This is a genomic window from Streptomyces sp. NPDC002853 (genome assembly GCF_053591915.1).
Map to the genome: position 1 here is coordinate 1 of NZ_JBSFUS010000019.1, position 12,849 is coordinate 12,849.

A 12,849-nucleotide genomic window follows, 5' to 3' on the forward strand; every position below is an offset into this window, starting at 1 on the left:
GGCAAGGGCAAGCTGGAGATGGAGCTGACCGTCGAGCGCGGTCGCGGCTACGTCTCCGCCGTGCAGAACAAGCAGGTCGGCCAGGAGATCGGCCGTATCCCGGTCGACTCGATCTACTCGCCGGTCCTGAAGGTCACGTACAAGGTCGAGGCCACGCGTGTCGAGCAGCGCACCGACTTCGACAAGCTGATCGTCGACGTCGAGACCAAGCAGGCCATGCGCCCGCGTGACGCCATGGCGTCGGCCGGCAAGACCCTGGTCGAGCTGTTCGGTCTGGCCCGTGAGCTCAACGTCGACGCCGAGGGCATCGACATGGGCCCCTCGCCGACCGATGCGGCCCTGGCGGCCGACCTGGTCCTGCCCATCGAGGACCTGGACCTCACCGTCCGGTCGTACAACTGCCTCAAGCGCGAGGGCATCCACTCCGTGGGTGAGCTCGTGGCCCGCTCCGAGGCGGACCTGCTCGACATCCGCAACTTCGGTGCGAAGTCGATCGACGAGATCAAGGCCAAGCTGGCCGGCATGGGCCTCGCGCTCCGGGACAGCCCGCCCGGCTTCGACCCCGTCGCCGCTGTGGACTCCCTCGCCGCCGCGGACGACGCGGACGCCGGGTTCGTGGAGACCCAGCAGTACTGATCGCAGCTCCTGGTCGCGCGGTCCGGCAGTCACTGCCGGACCGCGCGACCACGCGTTTGCCGGAACGGAACGCCGCTCGTCACGCGTCCGAGGGCGGCGAGGCTGCCGGGTTCTGGAGGCGGCGCCACTGGCGAGGAGTGACGCCGTAGGTCTGATGGAAGCGCCGGGAGAAGTGGGCCGGGTTGGTCAGGCCCCAGGATCGGGCGACGGCCTCGATCGTGCGGTGGGCGTGCTCGGGCAGGGCCAAGTCGCGGCGCGTGCCTTCCAGGCGTCGACGGATGATCCATTTCTCGAGGCCGAGGCCGCCTTGCTCGCAGAGCCGGTAGAGGCTCCGTACGGAGATGTTGTGCGCCGCGGCGATGCTCTGCGGCGTGAGCCCGGGGTCGGTCAGATGCGCGCGGACGTAGGCGAGGACGCGGGTCAGGAGGGTGTCCTTCGCGACCGTCCGCCGGGTGCGTTCGTCGGCGGACACCGAGACGACGAGGGCGCGGGTGAGTTCCAGCGTGGCCGAGCCGAGCGCCTCGGCACCGGGGTCGCCGCTGAGCTGGTCGGCGCGGTGGTGCAGGCTCCGCAGGTGATGCAGCAGCAACGGCGCGACACTGCTGTGCTCCAGTAGCGGTATCGCGGTCCGCACCAGGTGTTCGGGCAGGCCGAGCCGTTCGGCGTCGACCATGAAGGCGACCGACACTCCGTCCCCGGACCACCCGTACTCATAGCCGGCGGTCTTGTGCGCCAGGGCCAGGGACTCGGGCCCGACGCGCTGTTGATGGCCGTTCCAGGTGAAGGAGCCCGTCCCGCGGCTCTGGGTGATGATCGAGACGCTGTTCATCGAGTCGAATCGCGAGTGGCGCGGGGTGCGCCAGATGCGCATGCCGGAGCCGCGCGTGGCGAACAGGGTCAGCGGGCCGAAGTTCCAGACCTCCAGCCTCTTGCGCACGCCGGCCGCCGAGTCTTCCTGCTCGACCGAGCAGCTGCCGCTCTCCCCACGGCCACGGCGTGAAATGCCTCGACCCGGTCGGCGGCAGGTAAGTCCTCCGTGTCCAAAACCAGCATGGCCCCCCCAGGGACGGCGGCAGCGGCCTTCCCGCTGCCGTGCCGTCTCCCGGATTCTTCAACACCGCGGGCGACTTGGGCAGGCAGATGCAACCGCCGCTGAGTCATTCAAGTACCGCTGAGTCACACACGCATGGATCTCCAACTCCCGCCGCGCCAGTCACCGGCACGATCGCCACCTTGGCGCCCAGGGCACAGTTCTTGGCGCGCACGGAAAAGAACGGGACCCCCGTCACTGGCACGATCCCCCTCACCGAAGACGGGCACCGACACCCACATCGAGGCCCACACGGCTGCTGACGGGAGCGCTCCCATGCGCAACTTCATCACGACGCACGACGGCACGGAGATCTTCTACAAGGACTGGGGCACCGGGCGGCCGGTGGTGTTCAGCCACGGCTGGCCGTTGAACGCCGATGCCTGGGACGACCAGTTGCACCTGGTCGCCTCGCACGGCTACCGCGCGATCGCGCACGACCGGCGCGGCCACGGCCGCTCGAGCCAGCCGTGGGACGGCAACGACATGGACACCTACGCCGACGATCTCGCCCAGCTGATCGAGACGCTCGACCTGCGCGACGCCGTGCTGGTCGGGCACTCGACGGGCGGCGGTGAGGTGACCCGCTACATCGGCCGGCACGGTACGTCGCGAGTCGCCAAAGCTGTCCTGTTGGGTGCCGTACCGCCCCTCATGCTCAAGACCGACGCCAACCCGCAGGGCCTTCCCATCGAGGCGTTCGACGCCATACGTGCGGGTGTGTCGGCCGACCGGTCGCAGTTCTACACCGAGCTCAGCTTGCCCTTCTACGGCTTCAACCGGCCCGGTGCGAAGATCTCGCAGGGAGTGTCGGACGCGTTCTGGCTGCAGAGCATGCAGGTCGGACTCAAGGGCGCACTGGACTGCATCCGCGCCTTCTCCGAGACCGACTTCACCGAGGACCTGGGGCGTTTCGACATCCCCACCTTCATCGCCCACGGCGACGACGACCAGATCGTGCCGATCGTGGCCGCCGGCCTGGAGTCGGCCAAACTCGTCAAGGACGCGACGCTGAAGGTCTATCCGGGTGCTCCGCACGGTCTCGTGGGCGCCTTCAAGGACGAGTTCAACACCGACCTGCTCGCATTCCTCGCCTCCTGAACGCTTCCGGCCCACACCGCCACCAGCACCCGAGCGCGAACCTGCACCACATCACGCCCACACCCACGCCCACACGCCCGCCCACACGCCATCGCACCGCTCAGCCGGCACCGCCGCACCGTCCGACCCTCCGTCCGAAAGGGTTCGTCATGCGTGTACCTGCTCCGCGCCGTCTGCTGACGGCACTGGCCGCCGCCGTCCTCCTGGTCACCGGCTCGGTCGCCGCCCAGGCGACCTCCCACCCGCCGGTCCAGGCCCAGGCGAAGGGGCCCAAGCCGACCGTCGTCCTGGTGCACGGGGCGTTCGCCGACGCCTCCGGCTTCAACGACACCATCGCCTTGCTGCGGAAGGCGGGCTTCCCCGTCATCGCACCGGCCAACCCGCTGCGGGACACCGCCGGCGACGCCGCGTACATCTCCAGCGTGGTGGACAGCATTTCCGGCCCGGTCATCCTGGCCGCCCACTCCTACGGCGGCGTCGTCATCACCAACGCCGCGCGCGGTCACGCCAACGTCAAGGCTCTCGTGTACATGGGGGCGTTCGCGCCCGCCGAGGGCGAGAGCGCGCTGCAACTGGCGGGCCAGTTCCCCGGCAGCGAACTGGCCCCCGCCCTGATCGCCCGCGACTATCCGATCCCCGGCAGCAAACCGGGCACCGACGGCTACATCGACGCCGCGAAGTTCCGGGCCGTGTTCGCCGCCGACCTGCCCGCCTCCCAGACCCGTCTGATGGCGGCCACCCAGCGCCCCGGCAGCGTCCAGGGCCTCAGTGGCCCCAGCGGCGCACCCGGCTGGAAGACCATCCCGTCCTGGTACCTGATCCCGACCCAGGACAAGGTCATCCCGCCCGCCGCCCAGCGGTTCATGGCCAAGCGCGCAGGCAGCAAGGTGACCGAGATCCGGTCCTCACACGTGGTCATGATCTCTCACCCCGAAGCCGCCGCCGACATCATCAAGGCGGCCCACGCCGCCACCCGTTGAAGGAGCGAACGCTCATGAAACCGGACACCATCATCCTCGTCCACGGCTTCTGGGTGACACCCCGCAGCTGGGAACACTGGATCACCCGCTACCAGTCCCAGGGCTTTCGCGTACTGGCCCCGGCCTACCCCGGTTTCGAGGTGGAGGTCGAGGCGCTCAACGCCGACCCCACCCCGATCGAGGAACTCACCGTCCCCTCCATCATCGCGTCACTGGAGAAACTGATCGACGGCCTCGGCACCCAGCCGATCATCATGGGCCACTCCGCGGGCGGGGTGTTCACCCAGATCCTCCTCGACCACGGATACGGCAGCGCCGGAGTGGCCATCAACTCCGCGCCCACCGAAGGCGTGACGACGGTCCCGCTGTCGCAGCTCAAAGCGACGTTCCCGGTGCTCAAGAACCCCGCCAACCGTCACAAGGCCGTCGGCTTCACCTACGACCAATGGCGCTACGCCTTCACCAACACCTTCCCCGAGGACGAGTCCCGCGCCCTGTACGAGCGCTACCACATCCCTGCCTCCGGCCATGTGTTCTGGGGCAGCGCGCTGGCCAACATCCACCCCGGCCACGCCGACTCCTACGTGAACTACCGCAACGACGACCGGGCTCCGCTGCTGTTCGTCTCGGGCGAACACGACCACCTGATGCCGCCGAAGATCCAGCAGTCCAACGCCAAGCACTACAAGTCCGACACCGTCACCGACATCGTCGAATATCCGGGACGCTGCCATCTGATGCCCGCGCAGGAGGGCTGGGAGGAGATCGCCGACCACGCCCTGGCCTGGGCCCTCGACCACACCTGACCGACACCCGTTCTACCGACCGCGGTGCCCGGCCGACCGGGCACCGCGGCCACGTCTCGACACCCTGGGTGTCGCTGAGCGCCATGGCCGCATACGGTGCCCCGATGACGTCGATCAAGAAGTTCCAAGTCACCTTCGACTGCGCGGAACCCGAGCGTCTCGCCCGTTTCTGGTGTGAGGTGCTGGGTTACGTCATACCGCCGCCACCGGGTGGATTTGCCACGTGGGACGAATTCACGCGCTCCCAGCCGCCCGAGCAGCAAGACGCGTGGTGCGCATGCGTCGACCCCTCGGGCGACGGGCCGCGTCTGTACTTTCAGCGCGTCCCCGAAGGGAAAGCCGCCAAGAACCGGGTGCATCTCGACGTGCGGGTCGGCACGGGACTCGTGGGCGAAGAGCGCCTCGCCGCGCTCGAGGCCGAGTGCGCACGACTGATCCCGCTCGGGGCGGTCCACGTACAAACGCTGTATGACGGCAATGATTCGTGCATCCCGATGCTGGACATCGAGGGCAACGAGTTCTGCGTCGATTGAGCAGCAGCGGCGCCCTCATACCGGCGCCGGCCGCCCCAGGACACCGAACCCGCTGTCCCTCACCGCGTACGAGATGCCATGCTCAGCGCTGTGCACAGTAGTCATACAAGCCCAGTTCTCGTGGGTCGCAGCACCGAACTGACCACCCTCGGCGAAGCCTTGTCCCGGGCGGATGCCGAGGAGTCCGGCGCCGTCTTCCTGGGCGGCGAGGCCGGCGTGGGCAAGACCCGGCTGCTTCGGGAATTCCTCGGCCGGGCTGCCGCGGGCGGGGCCGTCGTCGCCCTGGGCGGCTGCGTCGAAACAGGCGCCGACGCCCTGCCGTACCACCCCGTCTCGGCGGCCCTGCGCTCCCTGCGCCGACAACTCGGCGCGGAACTGGACGCCGCCGTCGCCGGTCAGGAGGGCGAGCTCGCCCGGCTCCTGCCCGAGCTCGGCGAGATGGACCTCGATCGCCCCGAAACCGACGGCCGTGCCCGCCTCTTCGAGCTCACCGTCCGCCTTCTCGAGCGGCTCTCCACGGACCGCACCCTCGTCGTGGCCCTCGAAGACCTGCACTGGGCCGACCGCTCGACCCGCGAGCTGCTCAGCTACCTGCTGCGCGCCCTCACCGACAGCCGCCTGCTCATCGTCGCCACCTACCGCGCCGACGACCTGCACCGCCGCCACCCGCTGCGCCCCGCCCTCGCCGAGTACGAGCGGCTGCGCACCGTCACCCGCCTCGACCTCCCCCGCTTCGAGCGCACCGAAGTGCGCCGCCAGCTCGCCGCCATCAACGGCGAAACCCCGTCCGAGCAGCTCCTTGACCGCGTCTTCGCACGCTCCGAGGGCAACGCGTTCTTCGTCGAGGAACTGGCCCGCAGCATCCTCGGGGGCTCCCCCGGCGGCCTCAGCGACTCGCTGCGCGACCTGCTGCTGGTCCGGGTCGAGGCCCTGCCGGAAGAGGTGCAGCGCGTGGTGCGGATCGCCGCCGAGGGGGGCTCCGCGGTGGAGTTCCGTTTGCTGGCCGCCGTGACGGGGCTGGCCGAGGACGCGCTGATCGAGACCCTGCGTACCGCTGTCGGTGCCGCTGTCCTGCAGCCCTCCGACGAGGGTGAGTCCTTCCGTTTCCGTCATGCCCTGATGCGCGAGGCCGTGGCCGGTGACCTGCTGCCCGGCGAACGCTCCCGGCTCAGCCGCCGTTATGCCGAGGAGCTGGAGGCCGACCCCACCCTCGTACGGTCCGAGGAGCGTGCCGGGCGCCTTGCCGGTTACTGGTTCGACGCCCGCGACCCCGCCAAGGCGCTGCCCGCCGTGCTCGCCGCGGCGGGCGCCGCCCGCGGCCGCCATGCGTTCGCCGAACAGCACCATCTGCTGGAGCGGGCGCTGGAGCTGTGGGACGACGTTCCCGAGGAGTTGCGCCGCCAGACGATGCGACAAGGTGTCGACGGCGGCCTGTATCCGGCCATGTCCCCGGACACACCCGGCGACTTCGTGGACCTCCTCGCCGCGATCACCGTCGCCGCCCGGCTGACGGGAGAGCGGGAGCGGGCACTCGCCATCTGCAAGCGGGCGCTGCGTGAGCTGGAGGGCAACGACGCTCTGCGGGCTGCCTGGTTCTGGACCGAGCGCTACCAGCTGATGCGTGCCCTCTCCCGCTCGGACGGCTGGGACGAGATCTCCCACGCCCTGGAGCTGCTCGAAGGCTTGCCGCCGTCCGTCGTACACGCCTACGCGCTCACGCATGCGGCGCACTGGTACGTGGTGCATCAGCCGGGGGCGAAGGCCATCGAGATCGCGCAGCAGGCGGTGGAGCTCTGCCGCATCACGGGCGCGGAGACCAGCGGTCTGACCGCGCGGCACATCCTTGCCTGGCTCACCATCCACGCGGGTGACGTCGAGGCCGGGCTCCGGCAGGCCCGGGAGGTGTGCGCCCAGGAACTGAAGCCGGACAACGCCAACGTCCTGCTGCTCGGCTTCGGTAACCTCTCCACGGCGCTGCACGGCCTCGGCCGCTACAGCGAGGCCGTCGCGGTCGCCGAGGAAGGCAGCGGGCTGGCCGAGCGGTACGGCTTGCCGGACACCGCCTCGTTCATCGACGGCAACCTCGCCGAGTCCCTCATCCAGCTCGGCCGCTGGACAGACGCCGACGAAGTGCTCGACCGGGCGTCCGGCCGCCGCGGGGTGAGCTCACGGACCCTGGCCCAGATCGCCGAACATCGAGCCGAACTGGCCCTGGTCCGAGGCGCGTTCGCCGAAACCCTGTGCCACCTCGAGCAGTCCGGCGCCCGGACCAGCAGCCCCTACCCGGAGCTGCAGCACACCTTGGCCGTGGCCCGGATCGCCATCGCGCTGGCAGCCGCCGACGGCCGCATCCTCGACGTGCGCTCGCTGCTGGAGACGGCGGTGGGCGAGGCCATCGCCCCCGGCCACCACCGCTACGGCTGGCCGCTCCTGTACGAGGCCGCCGCGGCGGAGGCGCGGGCCCGCGGACTCGCGGTGGCCGAGCCGGGTCGCGCGGCGGCGGTGCGGCGGATCCGCGAGGCCATGAAGGGGCAGCCGGAGTTCGTACCGCTGTGGGCCGCGCAGTCCCAGATGATCCAGGCCGAACTGCTCACCGCCGAGGGCCACGACGCGACCGCCCGATGGAAGCAGGCTCTGACCGCCACCGAACAGCTTGAGGCCCCGGCGCTGGTGACCGTCGCCCGGTTGCGGCTCGCGGAAAGCTTGATCGCCCAGGGAGGCGCCGGTCCCCGCGCATCGGCCGGCGAGCTGCTGCGACAAGCCAAGGCTGTGACAGGCGAGTTGGGTGCGGCGCCGCTCGAGAGGGAGATCACCGCGCTGGCCGATCGCGCGCGGATACCGCTGCACCAGGACGACACCAAGACGGCGTCCCTACCCCCGACACCGGCGGCGGCCCTGGGCCTGACCGCCCGGGAGGGGGAAGTACTGCGCCTGGTCGCCGCCGGGCGGAGCAACCGGCAGATCGCGGAGGAACTCTTCATCTCACCGAAGACGGCGAGCGTGCACGTCTCCAACATCCTGACCAAGCTGGACGCTTCGGGCCGCGGGGAGGCCGCGGCCATCGCCCACCGGCTGGGGGTCTTCGACACGTGATCGCGTTGCGGATCGCCTCGTTGACCTGCTGACTGCCTTGACTGCTTCGGGGGGGGTAGGGAATGGGGCTGATGCTCTTCCCCGGTGACGACGACGTGGCGAGCCCGATGTCTCCTGGTCGTACACCGGCTTCAGCATGTTCAGGAAGTGGCTGGCTCAGGCCGAGGGGTTCGTGCTCGCCGAGATGAAGCACTGCTCAACCAGCCTCCGGCCAACGACAGCGACCCGGTCTACCGACGGCGAATTGCAGACGTCAGCGAGTTGGTCGCTGTCCTGCGGACCAGCGTGGACAAGAAGGTCAAGCTCCTCTTCGGCTAAGCGCAGGAGCGACGCTGGTTTCGGCCCTGTATCTGGTCCGCGGTTCCGAGTAGATTCTGTGTGTCGGTCAACGCAGTGACGCAAGGATCGACAGCTCGTGACCCAGGGGCAAGGGGGCGGCTGTGGACGGTGCGCCGGATGATGTGCCTTTGGTACGCAGCGCTCTCGCCACCAAAGAGACCGCGCTGGCCCGTGAATTCATGGATGCCTCTTACGGAGCGAGCCTGCGGCTCAGCGGCCGCCTGGAGGGCGAGGACCTGCGCTTCTCCCGTGTGGGGACCGACCAGTTCACGGTCGACCGCGTGGTTCTGCCCGGCACGCTGCGTTTCACCTGTGACCCGCTGAGCCGTCCCGTGGTGAGCATGGTCGGCCAAGGGCACCTGGGGGTCGACTTCCAGGGCCGCAGCGACCGTCCCGGCCCCTCCACTCCCCTGCTGACACCGTACGGAAAGCCCTACCGGGTGGTGAGCGAGACAGCGGTGATGCACGTGACCGCAATCGACCCCGCCCTCCTCCACGACACGCTGGGCACCCGCCCCGAGGACCGCACCCAGCTGCACTTCCTCGAGCTGCAGGCTCCGGACCTTGCCGGAGCCCGGCTGTGGCAAGCCGCGACCTCATTCGCATCCCACCGGCTCGACGGCGTGCAGTCGGTGCCGGCCCTGCTGTCCGGGCAGCTGGCCCGTCTGCTCGCCACGACCATGCTGGCCCTGTTCCCCCACCAGACTCCTGACCGTCTCCGGATCGACAGCACCGACGCGACACCCGCGACGCTGCAACGTGCCCTCGCCTACATCGACTCCCACGCCCACCAGAACATCACGCTCGCCGACATCGCCCGAGCTGCGTACGCGTCCCCCCGAGCCCTGCAACAGGCCTTCCGCCGCCACCGCGACACCACCCCGCTCGCCTACCTGCGCCGGGCCCGCCTCGAACAGGCGCACCGCGATCTGCAGGCCGCCACCCCGGACACATCGACCGTCACCCAGATCGCCGCGCGCTGGGGCTTCGCCCACACCAGCCGCTTCGCCGGCCACTACCGCGACGCCTTCGGCCGATCTCCGGCCACGACGCTGCGTCGGGGCAGTCACCTCGCTTGAGACGCCATACAACTGGCGTCAAAACGCTTGAGAAGCCCCTCACCCGGCAACTACCGGCGGTCCACAACCCAACGGCCTACGACCACACCGCCACCCGCCGTCCACGCGACCCTTGTGGGCCCACTCCCGCGAAGCCCACTGCCGCCGCGTGGACGGCGTTTCGCCCGTATAGCTGAGCGTTGCCGTCCACGGCACATGAACCGCGCGTCGCAGGCGGCCGTTCGGGGTCCGGGAAGCGGCCGGCCTGCGCGCACCGAGTCGGCCCAAGTGACCATCTTTCCGCTCCGCCAGTGCGACGTCTGCCCAACTAACGCGGCAGCCCGTCCAGAAAACGCGCTCCCGCCGCCGGGAGACTCAGCGCGCCACGTGCCGTGGTGGCCGGAGCCCTGTCCCAACACGAACCGCACGAATCAAGGCGTAGAGACAGTGCCGTTGCCTCTAGAGGTGTATGTGGGTCAGAACCTCATCGCTCACGGTGTAGGGCCGTTCATGCGGCAGGAGCTGCCGGGCGACGTCCACCTCTCCGGCTTGTACGTGAGCATGGACCGATCGGGCCAGCGGCGTGACGTCAGCGATGGAGACGATCCACTCGTCGGCGTAGAGATGTGCGGCTTCCCCGGTGAGACCAAGTTGTAGCGCGCGCTGGGGAAGCGGCTGAAGGTGCACATCGCGCTCGGGGTCCCATTGCACCCGAGCAGGAGCTCGCTTCAACTGCCGTTTCCATGCGGCTTGGTCAGTGTGAAGTCCACGCTCATAGTGGGACAGGCAGGCGTGTCGCAGCGCCCACGCGAAGCCTTCCCGGGTGATCTCCACAGCGAGAACGGTGTCCTGGCCTTCCTTGGTGCCCCACCCGCAGCGGTACATCATCCACAGGAACGACGGCTTGATCCACGTCATCCGATCCCGCTGCCACGCCGCCGGAAAACGTCCGTCCCGGGCCGCCGGGCGGCCGATCGCCGGCGAGTAGGCCTGGTAGACGGTGACCGTTGAGGGCGTGTGAAGGGCTCGGATCTGGTGCTTGGGTTCTGTCACAGGATCAGGGTGATCACACCGCTGCATGTGCGCCATCGAATTACCGCGGTGACTGGATCGCTCCTGGATGCTCCTGGCGCGCTTGTGAGGTGGCGGGGTGATGTTCTCAGGCCGCGGTGTTGAGGAGGTCGGTGCCCGCGGACGTGGTGGTGTGCAAAGCGGTGTTGTGGTGGCGTGTGGTGTGGGAGAGGCCCGCGGTGCGCAGTACGGTCGCGTGTTGGCTGGCGCTGGCCGGGGAGATGCCGGCGCGGCGGGCGAGTTCCGTGGTGGTGCAGCCAGGGTGGTGGGCGATGGTCCACAGCACCACCGCGCGGGTGTGGCCGAGGAGCGCGGTCAGTGAATGGGGGACGGTGCTGAGGGCTCGTGCGGTGTCGGTGGACGGCAGGCAGAGGTCCGTGTCACGTAGGCCGACCGGGTAGGTCAGCCACGGCTGTGGTTCGGCTGTGTCGTCCAGCGCCGGGTACACCGCCCCGAAGACCGAGGGAATCAGGAGCAGGCCACGGCCCGCGAGATGAATGTCGCCGGTGCTGCCTGACGCCATGGTGAGTTCGAGCACGGGTGATTTCCACCGGATGTGGCGGGGGTTGAGGCCGGACAGCAGCTCGTCGAGCCCGCCGTGGGTGGCCTGGCGGGCGCGCAGTGCCTGATCCGCGCGGCTGAGGGCGTCCATGTGCCGCTGGTACGGGGCGATGACCTGCTTGTGCGCGTGAGCGACGGTGTCGGCCAGTTCCGTGAGCAGTCGTGCGTCGCTGCCGAGTGACTGTGTCCACGGCGGCACGGCACGCTGCTGGCCGCGACCGGCCCAGGTCTCCGTATCCCCGCGGATACGGGTGGCGGGCGTGGCCCGCACTCGCTCCACTGCCTCGTCGATGCACTCGGCGGTCGATTGGTCGAGGAAGTCCACGGTCCAGCCCGTCGGCGGGATCAGATCGAACAGTCGCCTCACCCTGGGCGACAGACGGCGCAGCGATTCCCTGCGCCAGGCCCCGAACCGGGTCGCATGGCTGCCTTCTTGCAGCAGTCGCAGCGCGATATCCAGCTCCAGCATGGGACGAGGCCCCTCGGCCAGCCGGGTGCGGGCCAGGTCGGCGGCGGTGAAGTGGATACGTAGGGGCATGCGCAGAGCCTGATCAAGATGTCGTTATTCGGGCTAGGCCAAATCACGTCGATCCTCGATCACCCGCTGCGCCACTCTTGTCCGTGAGCGAACACGAAAAGCTCCAGTTCGGCCCCTTCACCGGTGGCCCGGCCTGGATGGGGTCGGACGGCCGTGACGTGGGGGGATGCGGCCGTCCGACCGTGCTGGTGCGGCGGCGGCACTTGGGGCGTTCACAGCCGTCGGGCTCCCGCCCTACGCGATGTGCCGACGACGCCAGTAGGGGTTGTCGTGCGGCAGCTTGCTGGAGACCCGGCCGTACATGCCGAACGTCGCGATGAGCAGTCCCATCACGAAGCTGAAGATCACGTTGGTCATGCCGAAGTTCAGGACATTGGCCGCACGGTCGAGGATGAAGAGGTGGGCGAAGCCGCTGAGTACGAACAGCGCGCCCACGGTGACGTTGAGCGTGGATGCGAAGTTACCGCCGATCACGGCCCCGGCCAGGAGCGCGCCCCCCACGATGACCGAGATCGTGCTGAGCGCGACGTTGGTGGTCATGCCCGCGATCGTGTCGCCCGCTGTGGCGAAGGGGTCGAGGGCGTCAGCGAAGCCCAGGCCCGCGAAAACGAGCAGCACCAGCCCGCAGAAGGCCGCGCCGCAGCGGTAGACGGTCGCCAAGTGGTGGTCGACCGGAAGTTCATCTCGCAGCTTCATGTCCATGTTTCAGGTGTTACGTCGCTTTTGGATGCAGGGGGCGGCTTCCTGATGAGCGGCCCGCGAGAGCAGCCCGTGAGAGGGCCCTGAGAGGGGCCCGCCGACATGCGCGTCTGGTCACACCGCGAGACGGTGGGCTCATGACTCGTCCACTCGTCCCGCCCCACGAGACGCCCCCCGTCGAGGGGTCCATAGCCGAAGCTCACGAGGAGCGACCGGACGGCGGCCTCTGGGAGCACCCGGGATGGTGGCTATGGCTCATCGTCCTGGGAGCCGTACTCGTTGCCGCGTTCTTCGTCGCACGCCTGGCGGGCCTCTAGCTCCGGTGCTCTCGGCCGCGGATACCC

11 protein-coding genes and 1 pseudogene are annotated in these 12,849 nt (G+C 69.3%); 8 read left to right on the forward strand and 4 right to left on the reverse strand.

The window, feature by feature from the left end; genetic code table 11:
- Window positions 1-636: DNA-directed RNA polymerase subunit alpha (locus tag ACWD02_RS38970; RefSeq protein ID WP_451220423.1), on the forward strand; the 636-nt coding region annotated here is incomplete at its 5' end.
- Between the two features lie 79 nt (window positions 637-715).
- Here the strand turns inward: ACWD02_RS38970 and ACWD02_RS38975 are convergent.
- On the reverse strand, window positions 716-1,573 hold the full coding sequence (locus ACWD02_RS38975) for a helix-turn-helix domain-containing protein (protein WP_451220426.1): 858 nt from the start codon (window positions 1,571-1,573) through the stop codon (window positions 716-718).
- Window positions 1,574-2,002: 429 nt separating this feature from the next.
- On the opposite strand from ACWD02_RS38975, the gene ACWD02_RS38980 reads away from it, so the two are divergent.
- The 6 genes from ACWD02_RS38980 (at window position 2,003) to ACWD02_RS39005 (ending at window position 9,657) form a co-directional block, all read left to right on the forward strand.
- The gene (locus ACWD02_RS38980) at window positions 2,003-2,827 is read left to right on the forward strand and encodes an alpha/beta fold hydrolase (RefSeq protein WP_451220429.1); all 825 of its coding nucleotides are present in this window, start codon (window positions 2,003-2,005) and stop codon (window positions 2,825-2,827) included.
- A 149-nt stretch (window positions 2,828-2,976) separates the two neighbouring features.
- Window positions 2,977-3,807: an alpha/beta fold hydrolase gene (locus ACWD02_RS38985; RefSeq protein ID WP_451220431.1), complete on the forward strand. Its 831-nt coding sequence runs from the start codon at window positions 2,977-2,979 to the stop codon at window positions 3,805-3,807.
- Window positions 3,808-3,821: 14 nt separating this feature from the next.
- Complete coding sequence (locus ACWD02_RS38990; RefSeq protein ID WP_451220434.1) at window positions 3,822-4,613, forward strand: alpha/beta hydrolase; 792 nt, start codon at window positions 3,822-3,824, stop codon at window positions 4,611-4,613.
- A 104-nt stretch (window positions 4,614-4,717) separates the two neighbouring features.
- Window positions 4,718-5,146, forward strand: coding sequence for a VOC family protein (locus ACWD02_RS38995; RefSeq protein ID WP_451220437.1), 429 nt, complete (start codon window positions 4,718-4,720; stop codon window positions 5,144-5,146).
- Window positions 5,147-5,266: 120 nt separating this feature from the next.
- On the forward strand, window positions 5,267-8,239 hold the full coding sequence (locus ACWD02_RS39000) for a helix-turn-helix transcriptional regulator (protein WP_451220439.1): 2,973 nt from the start codon (window positions 5,267-5,269) through the stop codon (window positions 8,237-8,239).
- Window positions 8,240-8,757: 518 nt separating this feature from the next.
- Window positions 8,758-9,657: a helix-turn-helix transcriptional regulator gene (locus ACWD02_RS39005; protein ID WP_451220442.1), complete on the forward strand. Its 900-nt coding sequence runs from the start codon at window positions 8,758-8,760 to the stop codon at window positions 9,655-9,657.
- A gap of 438 nt (window positions 9,658-10,095) precedes the next feature.
- Here ACWD02_RS39005 and ACWD02_RS39010 read toward each other — a convergent pair whose 3' ends face one another.
- The 3 genes and pseudogenes from ACWD02_RS39010 to ACWD02_RS39020 all read right to left on the reverse strand — a co-directional run.
- Window positions 10,096-10,716: a DUF4291 domain-containing protein gene (locus tag ACWD02_RS39010; protein WP_451220759.1), complete on the reverse strand. Its 621-nt coding sequence runs from the start codon at window positions 10,714-10,716 to the stop codon at window positions 10,096-10,098.
- A 79-nt stretch (window positions 10,717-10,795) separates the two neighbouring features.
- Window positions 10,796-11,806: a winged helix-turn-helix domain-containing protein gene (locus tag ACWD02_RS39015; RefSeq protein ID WP_451220444.1), complete on the reverse strand. Its 1,011-nt coding sequence runs from the start codon at window positions 11,804-11,806 to the stop codon at window positions 10,796-10,798.
- Between the two features lie 243 nt (window positions 11,807-12,049).
- Window positions 12,050-12,502, reverse strand: a pseudogene (locus ACWD02_RS39020) (DUF4383 domain-containing protein); the annotation flags it as partial.
- Between the two features lie 140 nt (window positions 12,503-12,642).
- Between ACWD02_RS39020 and ACWD02_RS39025 the strand changes: the two are divergent.
- A complete protein-coding gene (locus ACWD02_RS39025) occupies window positions 12,643-12,822 on the forward strand; it encodes a DUF6480 family protein (RefSeq protein WP_451220447.1) in 180 nt (59 codons plus the stop codon).
- Window positions 12,823-12,849 lie beyond the last annotated feature (27 nt).